This is a genomic window from Portibacter marinus (assembly GCF_021533195.1).
Taxonomy (GTDB): domain Bacteria; phylum Bacteroidota; class Bacteroidia; order Chitinophagales; family Saprospiraceae; genus Portibacter; species Portibacter marinus.
Window position 1 is genome coordinate 156,240 of the sequence record NZ_JAJNKB010000007.1, and the last position, 20,861, is coordinate 177,100.

At 38.9% G+C, this 20,861-nt stretch carries 18 protein-coding genes; 13 read left to right on the plus strand and 5 right to left on the minus strand.

Annotated elements, in window-relative coordinates; all coding sequences use genetic code 11:
- Nucleotides 1-43: 43 nt before the first annotated feature.
- Nucleotides 44-2,107, plus strand: coding sequence for a penicillin acylase family protein (locus tag L2567_RS15680; protein ID WP_235298750.1), 2,064 nt, complete (start codon nt 44-46; stop codon nt 2,105-2,107).
- A gap of 13 nt (nt 2,108-2,120) precedes the next feature.
- Here L2567_RS15680 and smpB read toward each other — a convergent pair whose 3' ends face one another.
- Both smpB and L2567_RS15690 read right to left on the minus strand, forming a co-directional pair.
- On the minus strand, nt 2,121-2,582 hold the full coding sequence (gene smpB, locus L2567_RS15685) for an SsrA-binding protein SmpB (RefSeq protein ID WP_235298751.1): 462 nt from the start codon (nt 2,580-2,582) through the stop codon (nt 2,121-2,123).
- A 55-nt stretch (nt 2,583-2,637) separates the two neighbouring features.
- Complete coding sequence (locus tag L2567_RS15690) at nt 2,638-3,132, minus strand: DUF6265 family protein (RefSeq protein WP_235298752.1); 495 nt, start codon at nt 3,130-3,132, stop codon at nt 2,638-2,640.
- A 276-nt stretch (nt 3,133-3,408) separates the two neighbouring features.
- Between L2567_RS15690 and L2567_RS15695 the strand changes: the two genes are divergently transcribed.
- Nucleotides 3,409-4,119, plus strand: coding sequence for a DJ-1/PfpI family protein (locus L2567_RS15695; RefSeq protein ID WP_235298753.1), 711 nt, complete (start codon nt 3,409-3,411; stop codon nt 4,117-4,119).
- Nucleotides 4,120-4,346: 227 nt separating this feature from the next.
- Here the strand turns inward: L2567_RS15695 and L2567_RS15700 are convergent, their stop codons facing one another.
- Both L2567_RS15700 and L2567_RS15705 read right to left on the minus strand, forming a co-directional pair.
- Nucleotides 4,347-4,682, minus strand: a complete 336-nt coding sequence (locus L2567_RS15700) for a thioredoxin family protein (RefSeq protein ID WP_235298754.1) — start codon at nt 4,680-4,682, stop codon at nt 4,347-4,349.
- Between the two features lie 3 nt (nt 4,683-4,685).
- The gene (locus L2567_RS15705; protein ID WP_235298755.1) at nt 4,686-6,266 is read right to left on the minus strand and encodes a sigma-54 interaction domain-containing protein; all 1,581 of its coding nucleotides are present in this window, start codon (nt 6,264-6,266) and stop codon (nt 4,686-4,688) included.
- Between the two features lie 288 nt (nt 6,267-6,554).
- Here L2567_RS15705 and L2567_RS15710 point away from each other — a divergent pair, with 288 nt between their 5' ends.
- The 4 genes from L2567_RS15710 to L2567_RS15725 all read left to right on the plus strand — a co-directional run bounded on the left by L2567_RS15710 (nt 6,555) and on the right by L2567_RS15725 (nt 10,298).
- Nucleotides 6,555-8,768 carry an ATP-binding protein gene (locus L2567_RS15710; RefSeq protein WP_235298756.1) on the plus strand — a complete coding sequence of 738 codons (2,214 nt, stop codon included), beginning with the start codon at nt 6,555-6,557 and terminating at the stop codon, nt 8,766-8,768.
- 88 nt (nt 8,769-8,856) lie between these two features.
- Nucleotides 8,857-9,393, plus strand: coding sequence for a response regulator (locus tag L2567_RS15715; RefSeq protein WP_235298757.1), 537 nt, complete (start codon nt 8,857-8,859; stop codon nt 9,391-9,393).
- Nucleotides 9,380-9,952 (plus strand): biliverdin-producing heme oxygenase, encoded by a 573-nt coding sequence (locus tag L2567_RS15720; protein WP_235298758.1) that lies wholly within the window; start codon nt 9,380-9,382, stop codon nt 9,950-9,952. Before L2567_RS15715 ends, L2567_RS15720 begins: the two co-directional genes overlap by 14 nt.
- Nucleotides 9,953-10,094: 142 nt before the next feature.
- Complete coding sequence (locus tag L2567_RS15725; protein WP_235298759.1) at nt 10,095-10,298, plus strand: hypothetical protein; 204 nt, start codon at nt 10,095-10,097, stop codon at nt 10,296-10,298.
- Between the two features lie 175 nt (nt 10,299-10,473).
- Here L2567_RS15725 and L2567_RS15730 read toward each other — a convergent pair whose 3' ends face one another.
- Complete coding sequence (locus L2567_RS15730) at nt 10,474-12,300, minus strand: Xaa-Pro dipeptidyl-peptidase (protein ID WP_235298760.1); 1,827 nt, start codon at nt 12,298-12,300, stop codon at nt 10,474-10,476.
- A gap of 164 nt (nt 12,301-12,464) precedes the next feature.
- On the opposite strand from L2567_RS15730, the gene L2567_RS15735 reads away from it, so the two are divergent.
- The 7 genes from L2567_RS15735 (at nt 12,465) to L2567_RS15765 (ending at nt 20,851) form a co-directional block, all read left to right on the plus strand.
- Nucleotides 12,465-13,367: an MBL fold metallo-hydrolase gene (locus L2567_RS15735; protein WP_235298761.1), complete on the plus strand. Its 903-nt coding sequence runs from the start codon at nt 12,465-12,467 to the stop codon at nt 13,365-13,367.
- A complete protein-coding gene (locus L2567_RS15740) occupies nt 13,364-13,780 on the plus strand; it encodes an OsmC family protein (protein ID WP_235298762.1) in 417 nt (138 codons plus the stop codon). The genes L2567_RS15735 and L2567_RS15740 overlap by 4 nt, the downstream gene beginning before the upstream one ends.
- 35 nt (nt 13,781-13,815) lie before the next feature.
- The gene (locus tag L2567_RS15745; protein ID WP_235298763.1) at nt 13,816-14,982 is read left to right on the plus strand and encodes an O-succinylhomoserine sulfhydrylase; all 1,167 of its coding nucleotides are present in this window, start codon (nt 13,816-13,818) and stop codon (nt 14,980-14,982) included.
- A gap of 23 nt (nt 14,983-15,005) precedes the next feature.
- Nucleotides 15,006-16,031: a DUF3089 domain-containing protein gene (locus L2567_RS15750; protein WP_235298764.1), complete on the plus strand. Its 1,026-nt coding sequence runs from the start codon at nt 15,006-15,008 to the stop codon at nt 16,029-16,031.
- The gene (locus L2567_RS15755; RefSeq protein ID WP_235298765.1) at nt 16,032-17,186 is read left to right on the plus strand and encodes a sensor histidine kinase; all 1,155 of its coding nucleotides are present in this window, start codon (nt 16,032-16,034) and stop codon (nt 17,184-17,186) included.
- Complete coding sequence (locus L2567_RS15760) at nt 17,143-19,617, plus strand: TonB-dependent receptor plug domain-containing protein (protein ID WP_235298766.1); 2,475 nt, start codon at nt 17,143-17,145, stop codon at nt 19,615-19,617. Before L2567_RS15755 ends, L2567_RS15760 begins: the two co-directional genes overlap by 44 nt.
- Before the next feature lie 220 nt (nt 19,618-19,837).
- Nucleotides 19,838-20,851, plus strand: coding sequence for a WD40/YVTN/BNR-like repeat-containing protein (locus L2567_RS15765; RefSeq protein WP_235298767.1), 1,014 nt, complete (start codon nt 19,838-19,840; stop codon nt 20,849-20,851).
- The last annotated feature ends 10 nt before the right edge of the window (nt 20,852-20,861 follow it).

Sequence of the window (20,861 nt, forward strand, 5' to 3'; positions counted from 1 at the left end):
TAGAAGATTAAAAATATAATTTAAGGATTTAATTTAAAGATTAATGAAGCGATTGATAACAATTCTTTTGTTTGTAACTTCCGTAAATGTGTTAACTGGTCAATCTCTAAATACGGATGAGATTGTTATTGCCAGAGATTCTTTCGGAGTCCCGCATATATTTGCGCCAACCCATGATGGTGTCGCATATGGTTTGGCATGGGCGCAATGTGAGGATCAATTTACCACTCTACAAGAAATTCAGGCAGCATGTCGTGGAGTATTGGGTGAAATTAAAGGTAAAGATGGCGTAATTGCAGATATAGGCATACAGTATATGGGCATTGCTGACTTTGTCAATGCCCAGTATGACAGTCAGGTAAGTGGTGAATTCAAGTCTTATTTGGAAAGCTATGTGGCTGGTGTAAACGCATATGCTGCCTCGCATCCTGAACGGGTTATATTGAAGAAATTATTCCCAGTAAGTGGTCAGGATATCATTACAGGCTACTTACTGGGAAGCACAGAGATATCAGGTGCAGGCCGGGATCTTCAGCGAATAATCAGTGGGCGAATTGACCGTGACCTCCCTAAAAACGAAGATAAAGGATCTAATGCATTTGCGATTTCATCTGATAAGACCCGGGATGGGAAGACTTACCTCGCCATTAATTCTCATCAGCCATTGGAGGGATGGTACTCATGGTATGAGGCACACCTGCAGAGCGAAGAGGGAATGGACATTATCGGAGGGACATTTGCCGGAGGAGTTTCAATTTTTCTCGGTGCAAATCAGCATTTAGGATGGGCGCACACTGTTAATCACGCGGATTTTTCGGATGTGTATTTGTTAGAAGTCAACGATGATAAAACTGCATACATGGTCGATGGAGAATGGATGCCATTGATTAAAAGGAAGGCCAGAGCCAAAGCTAAGGTGCTGGGTTTTTTAAAAATACCTGTTTCAAGAACTTATTATGAGACCATTTACGGACCTGCCTTTGAGACTAATGAAGGATTTTATGCATGGAGTTTTATGGCCGGAAAAACTTTAAAGATGGCAGAGCAGTGGTGGAGAATGAATCTTGCAAGCAATTTGAATGAGTTTAAAGATGCTTTGGAAATGAGAGGTATTGTGAGTACAAATATCGTCTATGCTGATAGAGAAGACAATATCTACTATGTATCTAATGGAAGCATTCCGAAGAGAGACCCAAAATATGACTGGAGTAAAGTACTACCCGGAAATACCATGGAGACCAAGACCAGTATGAATGATTTAGTCCCTTTTGAAGCATTGCCGCAAGTGTTGAATCCTGAATGTGGTTGGGTTTTCAATACCAACAATACACCATTTACCGCGTCATTCTCCAATTGCAGTCCTGTCGAAAACGACCTTAATCAAGTGATGGGTTTTCAGACTTCCGGGAAGGAAAACAATAGAAGCGTTCGATTTTTGGAATTAATGGAGGGTGCTGAAAAACTTAGTTATGAAGACTTTAAAGCCGTAAAATATGATAACCGGTATCCGTCTGCTTTTAGAAAAGTGAGGGGTATGGATGTCAACGTTTTAATGAAAATGAATTCCGCTGAATATCCGGAAGTGAAAGACATGTTAGAGATCATTCAATCGTGGGACAGAAGGACTAATGTGGAAAGTGTTGGAGCGTCCCTCTTCTTATCTACCATTTATGCGATGCATGATGTACGTGGGGAATTGATGCAACGTGAAGAACAAGCCTACAAAGGTTTACTGGAAGCTAAGCAAATACTTTTGGAAAACTTTGGGACCATTCAAGTACCATTGGCCCAAATACAAAAGCACAGCAGAGGAGAGATCAGCTTTCCAATGGCGGGAGGACCTGATGTATTGGCTTCCATTTATTCTGAAAAGCAGAAAGATGGCACACTTCGGGCAATAGGCGGTGAATCTTACATCGAATTGGTCAAGTTTGGATCGGATGGCGTAGAAATTGAAAGCATCAATGCTTACGGGAATTCAGAAGTACCAGGACATCCTTATTCCACCTCACAGATGGAATACTTTGCCCATCAAAAATTAAAGAAAATGACCTTTAACAAAGAGAAGATTCTGGAGGAAGCCATTGAAATTTACCACCCTCAATAAGGGTTCTCTCAAGTCAGATGCTTATTTTCTTTAATCTCTCCAATTCCCGCTTTTGATCTCTTTCTTTGATCTGGTCGCGTTTATCGTAGGACTTTTTACCTTTTGCCAAGGCAATTTCAAGCTTCGCAAAACCGCGATCATTGAAATATAGACGATAAGGAACGATGGTGTTGCCTTTTTCCTCAACTTTACGCTGAAGCTTTCTAAGCTCTGATTTCTTAAGGAGTAGCCTCCTTACTCTTCTGGTTTCATGGTTATTTTGATTACCATATTTATATTCGCCGATATACATAGAATGAACATCTAAGTCATTATCGCGAAACACACAATAGGCGTCAGAGAGATTGGCATTTCCCGCACGAAGTGCTTTGACTTCAGTACCCACCAACTTTAAGCCTGCTTCATAGGTGTCTACGAAGTGGTACTCAAACTTGGCTTTTCTATTCTTTATTTCTACTTTTTTTGCCTGTGCCACAACCCCTTATTTCTACTTGTTCAATGATAAAATTAGCGTTTATTTTGAGGATAACTTACATCTCCCTAATAAAATAGTAAGAATTTCCTTGCCCGCTTTGGCCCATTTCCTCCACTTTAATCTTATTTTTTCCAATTCTCATGTAAGAAATATGAGTGGGATAATCTGTATTTTGATTCGTAAATTTAGGAGCGTCAAAGTCTTTATTACTCATTTTATATTCTGCCTTCCTCCTGTTCGTCTGTCCTCTTTCTTTGGAACTAAAATAAATTCCATCTTTGCGGCCTTCTAACGACAGCACTTCCTGAATTACCGCTTTTTCTTCTTCATTGAGCGTCACCATCATGCCACCAAAAAAAGTATCCTCTTTTTTAGACCATAGTGCAAGCTCACCGGTATCTTCTCTTTTCCATTTTCCCAACATCCAGTTCAAACCATTCAGTTCTTTCCCCACTTTCTTTTGTTCTTCAGATTTTACTGTTGTTTTGGAAGGTTCTTTGCAGGAACACAAACTCAGTAAAAAAATCAAAAAGCCCAGTCTCATCGTCATATTACTTATCTAATTTTATGCAGTTCCACCAATTCAACGCTCTACTTTAATTTCTTCTCATATTCTTCACTAATATAAGGACACGAATTGTCAGGGACAACTCTATGTACTTTATACAAATATTAATCCATAATAATATATAATGATCTAATTTATCTGATTTTGTATTAAAAGTGTAAGATTTTCGATGAGCAAGGTAAGATAGTGGTATTATTTCAATTATTCTATGATGGTAGAATAACTTAAATTACATGCTGATACCTTGTAATCATGAAAATGAAGCATTACTGTTTACTTTTACTCATTTTTATACTATCGTGCGAACATGAAGCGCATGATGCCTCACATCGTCCTACCTCCCTTCAGCCGGACTGGTATAATGTAGGATTTCTCATCATGGAGGGTGTATACAATACTGAATTGACTGCTCCCTATGATATATTTCAACATACTCAATACAGGGAAGGCATTCGACCTATGAATGTTTTCACTATTGCTGACACTCATGAACCCATCCAATCTTTTGAGGGGTTGCGCATCTTGCCAGATTATAATTATCTCACAGATGATGTTCCGATTATAGATATCTTGGTAGTTCCAAGTGCAGAACATCACCTTGATACCGATCTGGAAAATGAAGAGATGATAAATTTTGTGAAATCAGTGGGTGAGAGGGCTCAGTTTATCACATCGCACTGTGATGGTGCATTTGTACTTGCTAAAGCGGGATTGCTGGACGGCCTTAAGTCTACAACTTTTCCCACAGATATAGATACTTACAAGGAAATGTTTCCTCATCTCGATGTAAAATCCGATGTTTTGTTTGTCCATGATGGAAAAGCCATTACTTCTGCTGGAGGAGCAAAATCATTTGAAGCTGCGCTGTATTTAATTGAATTACTATATGGAACGGAAATCGCCAAATCAATTGCAAAGGGATTAGTGATCGATTGGAATTTAGAGGAAGTTAGATATGAGGTTTATTAAGCAAAGTAGAGATGCTTCTATTTCTTCTCCTTTGCTTTCTTAAAGCGCTAAGTAGCGCCAGACACAATATGATAAGTAAGAAAACGAAAAGAATTTGGGCCAAAAAGGATATGGCGCCGCATATTCCAGAGAAAGCCATAATTCCAGTGATAAATAAAATCAGGCTATATGATAACAACCACCTTTTCATTTCATGTGTTTAAACCTGATACTATTAAATATCTGATTTAGTTCGATGAATATCGAGCTATTTTATCTAGAATCGTTTTTTTAGAAAACATACCTTCGTGTCTAAACTTCATTTCTGAGTCTTCCAGAAGTATGCAAGTAGGCACTCGCCGGATTCGATATTTTTTAGAAATTTCGGGATGTTTTTCTATATCTGCTAAAACGATATTTAAATTGGATTTTTCAGAAGAGATTTTATTAATAATGACTTCGGTCATAGAAGAAAGACTAGACCATTCGGCGTCAAAAACAAGTAACAGACTTTCATTACCTGCTTTACTATACTTTTTGATAGCTGATAGTGGATCAGTATTCTTATATCTGGTGTTGCTCACGCTTTAAGCTTTAAATTGTTTGGGGTTAATATTTAATTTTTTAATTCTTGATACTAGTGTTTTTCCGTTAATTTTTAATAATTCAGCTGCTGAATTTTGACCCGTAATTCTTCCTTTTGCAATCTTAAGTGCATCACTAATGTGGGTCCTTTCCATATCCTCTAATGATAGAAAATGCGAATTGGTTCCATTCTTGTCAATATTATTCACAGAAAAGAATCCTAAATTTAGTGTATCTGAATCAGATAAAATTACAGATCTCTCAATAATATTTTCTAATTCTCTCACATTTCCTGGATAATCATAATCCTCTAATATCTTGACATCACTTTCGAGTACTTTGTTTACTTTTCTTCCAGTCTTTCTGTTTGCTTCTTGTATAAAATGTTTGATCAGCAAACTAATGTCTTCCTTCCTTTCACGAAGTGGAATATTATAGATCGGAAAAACATTTAATCTATAAAATAGATCTGATCTGAACTTCTTCTCCTTTACCATCTGCTCCAGATTCCTATTGGTAGCGGCGATCACCCTAACATCTATCTTTATAGGTTTTGGATTACCTACTCTTTCGATTTCACCTTCCTGCAAAACCCTCAATAATCTGGACTGCATTTCGTATGGCATCTCACCTATTTCATCAAGAAAAATCGTGCCTTTATGTGCCAATTCAAATTTTCCTATTCTCTGACCTTTAGCATCTGTGAATGCGCCCTTTTCATGTCCGAATAAGATCGATTCTATTAAATTTTCTGGAATAGTAGCACAATTGACTTTAACTATAATTTCATTTGACCTATCGCTAAGATTGTATAAAATATTGCAGAGCAATTCTTTACCTGTACCTGTTTCCCCGGTGATCAACACCGTGGAATCTGTGTCCGCAACTTGAGCGACCTGTCTTAAAACAGCCTTGTATTTTTTTGATTGTGTGACAATGTCATCAAACTTAAAATCTATGAATGCATCGTCGATGATGATTTCTTTAGCGACAACTACCTCTCTTTTCAGTCGATCGATTTCGATCATGGCCTGTTCTAAAGGTTTGTCCGTGAGACTCATTCCATCAAGAAGCAAAAACTCCAGTCTGAAAAACTCGGTATCCCGGTGTTCCGGATAAATCGATACCCTGGCATATCCCTCTATGAGCTCACCATTGCATTTCATAATCATTCTGATGATGTGCTCTTTTCCAGGTTGTAATTTATGAAGGGCTGATGGCAAAGCTCCTATTTCTGGCTCCAGGAAAATGTCTTTCATGTTTTCGGCCTTCAACCTCAATGCTTTGGCTAGTGGGTTTTTATATGTAGTGGCACCATCCTTATCGAAATAGAAAATAGCATTTGGCGCATAATGGTCGTAAGAAAATTCTTGAGCTAGAGATTGAAGCGAAGTGGTGGCTTCCCGTATTTGATCTATAAGCTCTAAGATATAAAGGCAGTAAAGGTCATCTTGATGTGAAAAATTTAAATATTGCACTTCTGCTCTAAGTTCATTCTCTTGTTCATCAACAATTTCGGTTTTCCTCCTGTGAAGTATATTACAGGATTTTGAGGTCATTGACTTCCATTCTTGGATACTCATGTTGGTATCGATTTGTAAAATGGATGTCGGATGCCCAATCAATCTTTGGAGTGAATCAGAGATTATTTGTAATTTTCCTTTTGAATTGACAATGCAATACATCGACGAAATAGCCTCTGCCAAGCTTGTCAAAGTTGATATTGATTCAAAGTTTGTCAATAAAGTGTTTAAAATTTTGTCAAAAACAAGAAAAATGAGCTAATTTATCACAAAGTCCTTAATTCGAGCTACATTTGTGAAAATGCAACACCAAATTGCTCGCCTCGATGATTTTAATACAGAGCTTCGATGTTGAAAGATAATATACCTAGTCTTTATCCAAAAGAATATGACTTACATAATTGTGATAAAGAGCCAATAAAATTAATTAGAAGATTACAATCTTATGCTTCTCTTTTGGTTATAGATGCAGAATATCATAACTGGCATTTCGTAACAGAGGACCTTTTGCCCTATGTTAAGGATGAGGGGATACAAGGATTCATTGAGGAGGACTTAACCGTTTTAAAGAAATTGGAGTTTGACCAAACCTTCGAAGTCAATACATCATTAGGTAAAAGGAGGTTGATAAAACACCAACAGGATGGACTGATCTATTTTGAACTAGAAGCCCTAACACCTGAGAATTTCAATTTAGATGAATATCAAAACTCCATACTTCGTCTGACAGAGGATAAGAGCTTACCAGGTTTCTTTAATGCTGTTCTACAGGAGGTGCGTGTTATTACCGGTTATGATCATATCATGATCTATCAGTTTGATGAAAAATATCATGGTGAAGTCATTGGTGAATTGAAAACGGAAGAGCGTTCGTCATTTTTAGGACTGCGATTTCCTTCGACTGATATCCCAGAGCAAGCCAGAGCGCTATATTTTCAAGAAATTATTAGGACCATTGCAAATGTCGAAAATGAGCAGGTTCCGATTTACAAAAACGCAGATTCTGATTATGATAAAGACCTGAGTTTGATTAACATTCACTCTCGAGGTGTATCACCAATCCACCTGGAATATCTATCCAATATGGATGTCAAGGCTTCCTTCAGTGTGGCCATCATAAAGGAAAATAAGCTTTGGGGTCTCATTGCTTGCCATCATACAGCACCTAAAGTTATCAATTACAGAACCAGAAAGTGGCTTAAATTCTTATCGAAGTTTATTTCCATGAATTTGGATAAAATGGAGAGTGGTCAAATCCAAAATAATTTGTTACAAAAGCAATATCATAAGGATAAAATTTTAAGCAAGATTATTAATTCACCTGATATTGCTAAGACACTTCTAAAGCATTCAAATGAACTACTTCAGATCATGGATGCTAAAGGTATTTTGGTAAAAGCAGGAGATTCTATCCAGTACACAAAAAACCTTAGTGACATAGATCATCAAAGACTTTTTGATTGGCTTGCGGAAAAAGGGTCATTTGATATTTTACATACTTCATCTTCTAAATATTTACTTGCGGACCAGATATTTCACGAAAAATTGGTGGGATTAATGATTTTGCAATTATCACAGATTTCTCAGGATTACATCATTTTTACAAGGCCGGAAGAGGTTTCCGAAGTAACTTGGGCGGGTAATCCTAATGAATCCAAATCTTTTGATAAAGTAAAAGGCCGTTTGACACCGCGAAAATCATTTGAAAGATGGAAAGGGGTTATCAAAGATCAATCTAAACCGTGGAAATCAGATGAAATAGAGATTGCCAAAACCATTAAAAATGAGATTAGAGAACTCGTATATAAGAAATACAACGAACTTATATTGGTCAATAAAGAATTAAAGGAGGCCTATCAGAACATGGAAAGCTTCTCCTATACCGTAAGTCATGATTTAATGTCTCCTCTTAGATCCATAGATGGCTTCGCTAAGATTTTAGCAGAAGATTATGCTCATAAGTTTGATGATTACGGTCTCAAATTGATTGGTATGATTCTAGAGAATATTTCTCGAATGAAGGAATTCATTCAAGATATTTTGAATTATTCTAAGTTTAATAGTAACAAGCTGGAGGTTAGTGAAGTTGATTTAAACGAGCTTATCTCTGAAGTATGGAGTCATTTGGGAAATGAAAAGGATGGGGCAAATTACCAAATATTGCAAGAAATACCATTGGTATACGGAGACAGACGGCTGTTAAAGCAAGTATTTCAGAATCTCATGACTAATAGCATCAAATATGTGCATCCTGAAACGCGACCTGAAATTGAGGTGTCATATATTCAGCGGGAGGGTTATGTGGAAGTTCATTTTTCAGATAATGGAATTGGGATACCACGTGGCAAAGAAAAAGCGGTTTTCGAAGTGTTTAAGCGGATGGTTTCTGATGATGTATATAAGGGGACAGGAGTGGGCTTGGCAATCGTAAAAAAGATTATTGATCGACATGGAGGCGAGATCAAAGTAGATAAGAAATATAAAAAAGGAGCAAAATTTGTATTAACACTGCCTTCTAATGAAAATTTTGCTGAAATTATGAAGAATAGAAGGAAAAAATAAGGCTTTTCAATTTTAGTTTGCCAGTCTGCTAAAATGGTAGAAAATTTTATTTTTGCTATGTTTATAGGATCGATTATTAAGAAGACTAATGAATGAAGATATTGTCAATATTTTAGTCATTGACGATTCAAGATTTGATCGTGAATTGATTAAAAGTAAGTTAATAAAACACTTTCCAAATGCCGTTTTCACATTTGGCGAAGGAATGGAAGACTATAAGGATAGGGTTTCATGGGTTAAACCGGATGTGATTCTATGTGATTATGATATGAAGGACTGTAACGGTTTGGAAATTCTTCTTCTATCAAAAAAATCCTGGGACGTTCCGTTTATTTTTGTTACAGGAGCTTTGAACAATGAGGAAGAAGTAGCTCAGGCTATTTTGAGAGGTGCGAATGGTTATGTGCTCAAGGATAATTTAGATGACCTTCATATGGTTGTCGAGAAGGCTGTAGAGGAGAATAAAAAGATTAAGGACAAGGAAAGAGATATACAAGAAATGTTTGTCCTCATTTCTTTAGATATCGAAAAAATAAGAAACCTGGCCTTTAACAGAGCTTCATACGATGAGATAGTGAACACCACGATCCAACTTGAGAATAAACTAGCGAATGTCCAGCAATGACATTTTAACCTTACTCCGTGAAAAAACCGCACCATTGCATCAAAAACTTGATGAGGACGGTGTAGGCCAGTTGATCAAACAAGGCACCTTTAATACAGAGCATTATCATTCCTGGCTTTTGGTGACACATCAGATTAACGCATTCCTTTATTCTGAAAAAGAACATTTCAAAGATTCTCCCTTTTACAAATACCTTTCTGGAGATTTAGGATTACGATATATACAAGAAGATCATCGCGATTCAGATGATCTTTATCAAACAGTGAGCGGTGTAGTTGACAGATCATTTCACGATCACATGGACTATATGGTTGCAGTGGCTTATACCTTTCTTGGAAGTACACTTGGTTCTGCATATATATTGAAGTACGTGCAAAAAGACATTCCGGAAGCTTCCACTCGTTTTTTAGAATTTATGGTACAACAGATAAAGAATTGGAAACTTTTCAAGAGTGAGCTGCAAGAATATGATTTTACTGTTGAACCAGATCAAATCTCAGAGTACGGGCGAGCCCTGTTTAAGCAGATCACCCTCCTTTCGGCTTCAATGAAAAGATGATATTTAGTCACAAGATGATATATCATCTTTTTAAGCTACCAATAATTGTCATAATAAATTGAAATACAATATCTTATGTATTTGGCACGCCAATTGATATTGAGTGAGTACTTAAACTTTAATTACAATTAATACGAACCGCATGGAAGCACTCGGAATACATTCAAAGAAAAAAGGAAATCATCTTTCGCTCATTCCTGCCAATGCGGATGAAAGATTGTTCAGAAAAATAGAAATCAATCCTGGTGTAGTGATCTATGATTTTAACGAAATGGATCTTCAGAATAAAATTGAATCATTGATTTCGCAATTTGATCTGGCTTTTAATACAGAGCTTATTCACTAGTCAATCTTTATAAGCAGATTTCAAAAAAAATTGAAACACCATCATATAGCATTGGACATTTCAGATGAATTAGAAAATTTTTTCTCTTCTGCTGAATATGTAATCATGTAATCAAAAATATTGCAATCCGAATTTATATAATGAGTCAGGCTTTCTAGGGTAGTCTGGCTCTTTTTTATTCAATTGCGGCTCTATAAGTGCTTTCTCCACCTACGATAGGTAATTTAAGCTTAGTCTTTGATAAATCAATGGTTACCTCAGTTCCGGGATCCGGCCATAAAGTAAATTCCCGATCACTACCAAATATCATCAAAGCTACCTGTTGACCAGATGAAATAATCTGATCATCTGGCTGTAGTTTGAATGAGAAATCATAGAATTGACCCGGAACCAAAGGCTCACTTTCAGATATGGACTTATAGTTTTGTGGGTCCGCCCAGCCTCGTGTAATGATGTTGTCTGTTATTTTGGCTTGGCTTCCTTCATTCCAGGGTAAGGAGACCAGCCAAACTGATAAGTTAGTCGCCTCCTTACTGCTAGCAAGGCTAATAGTAATAGATGCTTCGCCTGATAGATGCAGGTCTTCACGCAAGATAGGCGACAAATACAAAAGGCGATGATCGGTAATTTCAGCCTTGGCTAAAGACGCACCATCAAATGAAAAATTGTCTTCAAAAGTTTCTTTCTGAATGTCACTACTGTAATGTTCAAGAGTCAATTCACCTGCTGCAGGAGCTCCTGGATTTAAATATAAAGTGACATCTTCAGCGTCTGGATGTGGGTAATCTTCATAGGCAGTAGGATTGTCCTGGTCATCTCCTTCTCTGACGATCCAGGCTTTCGGCAATGTGTCGACGCCATTGTTCACACCGTGAAGGTACCTGGTGAACCACTTGTTCATGAGAGAGAAAGGTGGAGGGCCACCGTGACCATCTTGATGATAGTAAATCATGTGAGGGATACCCATTTTTTTAGCAGCCTCATATATTCTGTAACTATGTTCCGGCATCACATTCCAATCGTTAAATCCATGAGCCATGAACAATGCCGCTTTCATTGGTTCCAAATCGTTCAGATAGTCTCGACCAGCCCAGAATTCATTGTAATCACCAGTTTTTCGATCCATTCCTTCAGCCATCTCCTTATCTCTCACAGTGGCTCGACCGTAGGCTCTTTTAGATTCATCTCCGCTATAAATAAAATCAAAAAGAACGTCGATATCTTCTCCTAAATAGCCACCGGGAGATCGGACCAGACCGTAAGATCTATAATAGTGATAATACGATGTATTAGGAGCAATGGGAATAATAGCCTTCAATCCATCGACACCAGTCGTCGCAGCTGCGAGTGGTAAGGTTCCATTGTAAGAAGTGCCGGTCATGCCAACATTGCCATTCGACCAAAAAGCGTATACTTTTTCTCCTCCCACTCTATCTGAATATCCATTGTCTTTCCCAGCCAACCATTCCACTACAGCTTTTGGAGCTAAAGATTCATTATCTCCACCTACAGTTGGCACACCATCTGATAAACCCGTTCCAGGAGAGGAAGAATGGACGACGATATAACCTCTTGGCACCCATTTTTCTATCTCACTGTTAGAGATGATAGGACGCTCTCCTTTTCTCACTACCTCAGTAAGAACACGAGGTTCAGCATCTTCTCCTAATTGATGCCTTACATTCCAAAAGATTCCCGGAGGATCAGCCTGGACTCCCGAGTAATAGGGTGATGAAGCATAAACAACAGGAAGTTTGAGATCTGTAGAATCCGTTTGTCCAGGCCTCGTGACAGATACATGCATGCGGTCTAATTGACCATCACCATCTGTGTCAAATTCTGTTTCAACCCACAAATCATGGCGTATCCAGTTACTCATGTCAGCAAATTCTTCTACAACTTGAGCTTCACCATCTTTAATAACAGGGCCAATTTGAGTAAACCCCAAAACGGTATTAAATAAGAAAAGAGTTATACCAAGATGTTTAATGATTGATTTCATGCAATACTATTTGTCATTTATTTTAATATGAACAAATTTAACATAGATCAATCACTTTCTATTAAGCTCCCATCAAATTAATACTGGCTCTCAATATTAAACCTTAACTTTAGAATTGCGTTATTTTGATTATTAACAAAGTAAAAATCCACTAACTTATGTATATGTTCAGAAGGGACTTCATAAAATTTACCAGTCTTGGTGCCGCCTCACTTTTCTTGCCTCCCCAACTGATTCCTGCTTTAAACATTTCGAAAGTTGGAGCTTTTACACCGCTTCGAAAAAATGTAGGGTTTTATACAGACAGAGGAGGAACGATCGGATGGATGGTCAATGATGAAGGAGTGGTAGTCATTGACGCTCAGTTTCCTGAAAGTGCAGAAAATTTAATAGGAGAAATACGGAAACAAACGGATCAAAAGGTCAACTTTCTAATCAATACCCACCACCATGGGGACCATACAGGAGGAAATATCGCCTTCAAGGAAATGACAGAACATGTATTTGCCCATGAAAACTCGAAGGCCAATCAAATGAGAGTGGCCAAAGAGCGTGGAAATGAAGAAGGTCAATTATACCCTGATATGACCTTCGAGGAGGAATGGAGCAACCAAATAGGAGACGAAACGATTACGTGTAGCTACCACGGTCGAGGACATACAAATGGCGACATCATCACCCATTTTGAAAATGCCAACATTGTCCACATGGGAGATCTGGTATTTAACCGGAGGTTTCCTTACATCGATAAATCAGCCGGGGCACACATAGGAAATTGGATTCATATTCTGGATCATACGGTGAAAAGGTTCGATGAGGATACTATTTTTATCTTTGGACACTCAGGAGAAGGTTTTGAAATCACAGGAAGTATAGAAGATGTCAAAGCTTTCACTAATTATTTAGAACAATTGATGCTGGAGGTGGAAAAAGGAATAGAGGCAGGTAAGTCTTTACAGGATTTAAAAAAAGAAATGACTGTGGTTAAAGGTGCACCACAATGGAGTGGAAATGGGATAGAAAGAAGTTTAGATGCAGCTTACATGGAATTAACTGAAGGAGAATGACAAAAGTTAAAATGAAGCGCGTGAATGACAAAGTACATTTCCGCGCCTGGAATACGAGTGGTAATATTGCTTCGATGGATGGTTCACCCGGAATAGGAGGGCAAGGAAAAGGCGTTAGGCCAATGGAGTTATTATTAATGTCAATGGCCGGCTGTAGTTCGATAGACATAGTCACCATTCTACAAAAAATGAGACAAAATTTGAAGAATCTGGATGTGGAGGTAGAAGGATTTAGAGAGGAAGGTGCAATCCCGGCCGTCTTTACTAAAATTCATATTCATTATATTCTAAGCGGTGATTTAAAAGAAGCAAAAGTAAAAGAGGCCATCGATATGTCTTTAGGCAAATACTGCAGCGTTTCTAAAATGCTTGAAAAAGCAGCAGAAATAACAAGTTCCTATGAAATAGTCTAAAATTTAGCGCATTTCAGTATACCTTTAATCCTCATATGAAATTTGAGACAAAGGCGATTAGGCTACAGACCAGCCAAACAAAGCACAGAGAGCATAGTACCCCCATCTTTCCGACGAGTAGTTTTACCTTCGAAACTGCTGAGCAAATGAGAGATGTATTTGCCGGTGAGGAAGATGGAAATATCTACAGTAGATTTACCAATCCTACCGTCCGTGAGTTTGAAATGAAGATGGCAGCATTGGAAGGTACTGAGGACGCAATAGCGACTGCAAGTGGGATGTCGGCTATTTTTGCAAGTTTTGTAGCATTTCTAAAAAAGGGAGACCACCTGCTCATATCCAGAGCCGTTTTTGGCTCAACCTACAAGATGATGGAAAATTATCTATCCGGATTCGGAATTGAATATACTTTTCTAACGCCGGACCAGGGAGTTGATGAATGGACGGATGCGATAAGACCTAATACCAAAATGGTTTATTTAGAAACACCATCCAATCCAGGCTTGCACATTTATGATCTTCAGAATATTTCCCGATGGTGCAAAAAGCACGATTTGATGCTTAATGTGGATAACTGCTTCGCCACGCCCTATTTGCAAAGACCGGCAGCTTTCGGAGCAGATATCGTTTGTCATTCTGCTACAAAATTTATAGATGGACAGGGTCGGGTATTAGGAGGTGTGGTCTGTGGTTCAGCAGAAAATATGGAAAAGGTTTTCAATTTCGTCAGAAGTGCAGGCCCTTCTCTGAGTCCCTTTAATGCGTGGGTGCTAACCAAATCCTTAGAAACCCTTGCCGTTAGAATGGATAGACACTGTGCAAATGCGTATCAATTGGCCACAATGTTACAAGGACAAGAGAAAATCAAAAAAGTGAATTACCCGTTTCTAGAGAGTCACGCTCAATCCGACATTGCTCGTAGGCAAATGTCACAGGGTGGTGCCATAGTCACATTTGACCTGAAAGGCGGGGTGGATGCTGGTCGAATATTTTTAAACAATTTGAAAATGCTCTCGCTTACCGCTAACTTGGGCGATACCAGGAGCATCGCATCACACCCATCTTCGACGACTCATCGCAAATTGACGGAAAACGAAAGATTGTCATTGGGGATCACTCCTGGCTTAATTAGAATTTCAGTAGGATTAGAGCATCTGGATGATATTTCAGGTGACATTATCCAGGCCCTGACCAATATATAGGCCCTTAAAATCGTTAGTTGCGCATGAGGTATTTTTTGTTGATGATTGTTCTAATTTCTTGTAAAACCATTCCTCAAGGGAGCTTTGAAGTTGAACAAAAAAGAGACTTTCCCGACTATAGCGAGCTCAAGTATTGGGCAGCACATCCCCAGAAGAAAGACAATGCTGATCGAACACCTGGATCAATTTACGAAGATATGCAGTCTGAAGCAGAGGCTGATGTGTTTTTTCTACATCCAACGACTTACACTAAGGAAAAGGGCAATACGGAGTGGAATGGAAATCTGGATGACGAGGAGCTTAATGAAAAAACCGATGAAACAGCCATTTTGTTTCAAGCCAGTGTTTTTAATGGTGCAGCTAAGATTTATGCTCCAAGATACAGGCAAGCGCACATCTTTTCCTATTACACAAGGTCTGATGGCTATGATCAATCCTCTGCAGAACAGGCTTTTGAATTGGCCTATTCTGATGTACGCAAAGCTTTTGAATACTATCTACAGCATTGGAACGAGGGTAGACCCATCATCATAGCCTCACATAGCCAGGGGACCACTCATGCTAAGAAACTGGTGAAAGAGTACTTCGAAGGTGAGCCCCTGATGAGTCAATTGGTTGCAGCTTACCTGATAGGAATTCCAGTTAGCAAATCAGAGTTTTCAGAATTGGAACCTTGCCAGAATAGCACTGAAACCGGCTGTTATGTTTCCTGGAGATCATACCAACGCGGATATCTGCCACAGTGGAAAGACGGAGCTGAAGATATTGTGGTGACCAATCCCTTAAGTTGGACCACTGATACCCTCTATGTGCCGGCGAGTGAAAATGATGGCACGGTCTTGTATGATTTTAATAAAGGAGTGAAGAAGGGAATTGTTGATGCGCAAAGGCATAAAGGTCATTTGTGGGTGACAAAGCCTAAGTTTAGGGGCAGCATATTTTTAAGGACAAGAAATTATCACATTGCCGACTATAATTTCTTTTATGCCAATATGCGAGAGAATGCGAAAGAACGAGTACAGGCTTTTTTACAAAGGGAAAACCAATAAATGGAGTTATATAAATCGAGGTCAAAATGGAGGATACTCCTCGCGATTTTCGGGATGATTATTGTAGTCATCACTTCATTTTATTCTTATTTTTTAGCGAATCAATTGGGTGAAAAAGAACTAAAAAGCGTTAAGTTGTTTGCTTTGGCCCTGGACGAAGCTTATGCCAATGAAGACTTAAACGCCGATCTCAAATTAGTTGATCAGATTATCAGGAATAACACTGTACCAGTAGTTTTAGAGGATGAAGAAGGAAATCTGGAAGGGTCAAATTATCCGGAAGAAAAACTTTTAGATCAGGAATTTCTAAAGAAACAGGTTGAAAAGTCAAAAAGAAATTTCGAACCTATTCAAGGAACTGGATATTCCAGGGTTATTTATCTTAACTACTCCAGGCTATACAATCTTATTCGTCTTTACCCTTTGGTCCAGTTTTTACTGGTTGCCATTTTCATACTCCTGGGTTATCTGGTATTTTCTGCTTCTAGGAGAGAAGAGCAAAATAGAGTGTGGGCGGGAATGGCAAAAGAAACCGCACACCAACTAGGAACGCCTATCTCTGCCATACTTGGATGGTTAGAAATGCTGAAGGTCGACGAAAACATCACCGAAAACCAGATTGAAATCATAGGCGAATTGACCAATGATGTGGACCGCCTTAATTTGGTGGCTGATCGATTTTCAAAAATAGGCTCAGAACCAAAACTGGAGAGATACGAGATCTATGAAATCCTCCAGGAGACTAAGGAATACATGGAAAAACGTGCTTCCAGAAATGTCAGATTTGATTTTCCACCCGCTTCTGACCATGAAACCTATGTCAGCATTAACAAACATCTTTTTGTTTGGGTACTAGAAAACCTCATCAGAAATTCACTGGATGCGATGGAAGGGAAAGGTGAAATATCGGCCAAAGTAAACACGGAAGCCAATCAAGTCGTTATACTTTTATCGGATACTGGTAAAGGGATCCCGGATTCTAAGCAAAAAACCGTATTTATGCCGGGATATTCTACAAAGTCACGCGGATGGGGATTAGGATTATCTCTTGCAAAAAGGATCATTGAACAGTATCATAAGGGCAAAATATTTGTTAAAAATTCTAAATTGAATGAGGGGACTACATTTCAGATCAACTTACCTAAAACTTCTTAGTCTCCTATTTTTATTATTGGGAACTTACCACTCTCAGTGTCAAAAAACCATCACCATTACTGATCAGCAAGATGAACCCCTTATAGGAGTCGAAATTTATAATGATCAATTTACTTTTGCGAAGGTGAGTGACCTAAATGGTCAGGTGGAAGTTTCAGAGACTTTTGAGAATGAATGGCTTAATCTTAAGTACCTAGGTTTTAAAAATGAACGTATCAATCTAAAAACCATTGATCTTCAAGACATTACTATAAAATTAGAACCTACCAACGAAATTCTGGAAGAGGTGATTCTGGTGGGTAGAAGTGACATTCGCTCGAGAGATTTTCTGCAAAAAATAGATGCGGTTAGAAGTGAAGACATTGCCGTGACCAATCCACAGACCTCGGTGGACGCTTTAGCCAGAAATGCAGATGTATATGTACAGAAGTCACAAATGGGTGGAGGGTCACCAGTGATCAGAGGATTTGAAGCAAATAAAGTGCTTCTGGTCGTAGATGGCGTCAGATTAAATAATGCCATTTACAGAAACGGCCACTTGCAGAATGCCATTACCATCGATAATTCCATGTTAGAACAAATGGAAGTGATTTATGGACCTTCTTCTTTAATGTATGGTAGTGACGCCTTAGGTGGGGTCATACACTTTCGAACCAAAGATCCAGTTTTAAATTTAGATGAAAATCGCAAAGCAAGAGTTTTTGGAAATTATTTTGCCAGATACGGTAGTGCTAATCAGGAAAAAACCGTACATGGTGATATTAATATTGGCTTTAAGAAATGGGCGAGTTTAACAAGTGTTTCATACAGTGATTTTGATGACTTGCGCATGGGTTCCAGGAGAACTAAAGCATATCCTGAATATGGAAAAAGGTTTGAATTTCAGATTCCGGCGACAAGCGAGGGTAGTATTTTTCTGCCTGCTGAAGATCGTGTTGAATCTAATCCAAATCCAAACATTCAAGTGGCGACCGGATACAGCCAATTTGATTTTTTGCAAAAATTCAGGTTTCAGATCAATGATCGAATGAATATTACGGCAAATATTCAGAGTTCCACTTCATCTGACATCCCCAGATACGATCAACTGATTGTAAAGGATGGTGAAAATTTCAGGTTTGCAGAATGGTATTATGGCCCTCAAGACCGATCGCTGTACAGTCTGAAGTACAAGTGGACTGAGAGCAAGCCATGGATGGATGAATTCTTGGTCATAGCGTCTCGCCAGAATATAGAAGAATCCAGAATACAAAGGGGATTCGGCTTTACCTTTAGAGAGGTAGGTGTAGAGACTGTAGGTGTCAGTGCTTTGACGATTGATGCAAAGAAGGACATTTTTAGTCGACGCAAGCATACAATTTATTACGGTGCTGATTTTCAATACAATACAGTTCAATCTGAAGCATGGGAAGAAAATATCATTGGTGACGTAAGAAATGACAAAGCATTAACTCGATATCCCAGTGCAGGTTCCACCATGAATATAGGTGGCATCTATGCGCAATACATTAATGAGTCTCCTGATTCTAACTTTGTTTTTCATGGAGGTCTCAGATTTTCTTCATATGCTACTTCTGTTAAGTACCTGGAGTCTGATCCTATCCAATGGCCTTCTTTCTTCTATGATGGGGTCAATGCTATCAATAGCTCCGTTAGTTGGTCAGCTGGAATCAATTGGCAACCAACTCCTGAGTGGACTCTAAGACTTCTGTCTTCTACTGCTTTTAGAGCTCCCAATGTTGATGACATTGGAAAGTTAAGAATCAATAATGACAATGTGGTGGTTCCCAATACTAGCTTAGACGCAGAGCAATCTTGGAATGGTGAAGTGAACATCAACAGAAGTTTCGGGAGAGGAAGTCAATTATCAATAACCTCATTTTATACAAGACTGACAGATGTCATCATTCGTCAAAATTTCATGTTGCCAGATGGAAGCACAACATTTATAAGCAATGGGCTTACCTATAATGTGGAAGCGAATGTCAATGCTGAAGAAGCAGAAATTTATGGACTGTCGGTAAATTTCAAATATTCAATTTTAAACAGTCTTTTACTTTCAAGTTCTCTGAATTTCATCAAGGGTTCAGTGCTTGGAGATGAACAACAACCGCTATCTCACTTACCCCCTCTTTACGGCCGCACACAATTAGAATACAATTTAGATCAGTGGAATTTTACGCTTTTAAGCCAATATAATGGTCGAAAGCCATTGGAAGAATTTGGAGGCAGTGTCGACAATCCTGAATACGCGACACCTGAAGGTGCGCTTGGTTGGACTATCGTGAATGCTTATGCAGATTACAAGTGGAGAAATTACACTTTTCAGTTGGGAGTGGAGAATATATTTGACAAGCATTACAGGCCATTTGCTTCAGGAGTGAGTGGACCGGGACTGAACGTGATCGCAGCCATAAGAGGTTCGTTTTAAAGCGATCTTTAGTGATCGGGTACTTAACATATTGATTTGAACATGCCTCACCCCTATTTACAAGCACAAACTCACCTTCACTTCTAAGTCTCTCTTCCCGTCCACACAACCACTTTCACATCAGATTTGCATACATACGCACTCTCCCCTACAAAATTCCCCAAGCTTTAGCAGTTTGGAAGATCGAATTCATTAATTTGCGACAAAATACAATCCATCCATGCGTCAATTCCTGATCCTAGTTACGCTTTTTCAGCTTCATTTTCTCTTAGCTCAATCCCCTATCACCAAGGTATACATAGAAAATGTGTTTACGGACTCAACGCTTAACTGCCGGGCTCTGGAAATCTCGAATGGTGATTATTTTTTTGCTACTTCTGATGGAAGAGTGATGAAAAGTACCGCTTTGGGCATAAGCGCAGAGTTAATATGGCCACAGGACCAACTCAATAGTCCTAACTTTAGATCATTGGCCATCGTGAACGACAATGTCTTTGCTTTGGGAATAGGTTCGCCTGCGCTTCTCTATAAAAATGGAGAGATTGTGTATCGCGAGGATAATGTTGATGCATTTTATGACTCTATGGAATTTTGGAATGAGATGGAGGGAATAGCTATGGGCGATATGGTAGGTGGTTGTATGAGTATCATCATCACCAGGGACGGTGGCGAAACCTGGGCTAAGGTACCATGCGAAAAATTACCAGATGGCGTAGAAGGGGAAGGTGCATTTGCCGCAAGTGACACCAATCTTAAATTAATTGGGGATCATGCCTGGATAGCTACCGGCGGAATGGTCAGTAGGATTTTTCACTCTTCAGATAAGGGAGAGACCTGGGAGGTTTTTGAATCTCCTGTGATACAGGGAACAGCCACTACAGGAATGTACTCTATCGATTTTTACGATCTTCAGACGGGTTTTGCAGTGGGAGGTGATTATACCAGTCCGGAGGGTAATCAGGGCACAAAACTTAAAACAACGGACGGTGGTCAAACCTGGAATTTAGTCGCTAATGGCAAGGATCCAGGATATCGAAGTTGTGTCCAATTCGTTCCGGAAGGCAACGCCAAGCAAATTATTTTGGTAGGTTTCAATGGCATCGACGTTTCCAATGATGGTGGAGAAAGCTGGAAACACCTTAGTGACGAAGATTTCTATACCCTCAGATTTGTGGACTCGAGAGAGGCCTATGCTGCAGGAAAAGGTAGAGTCAGCAGATTAATATTTGAATAAAAGCTGAAAT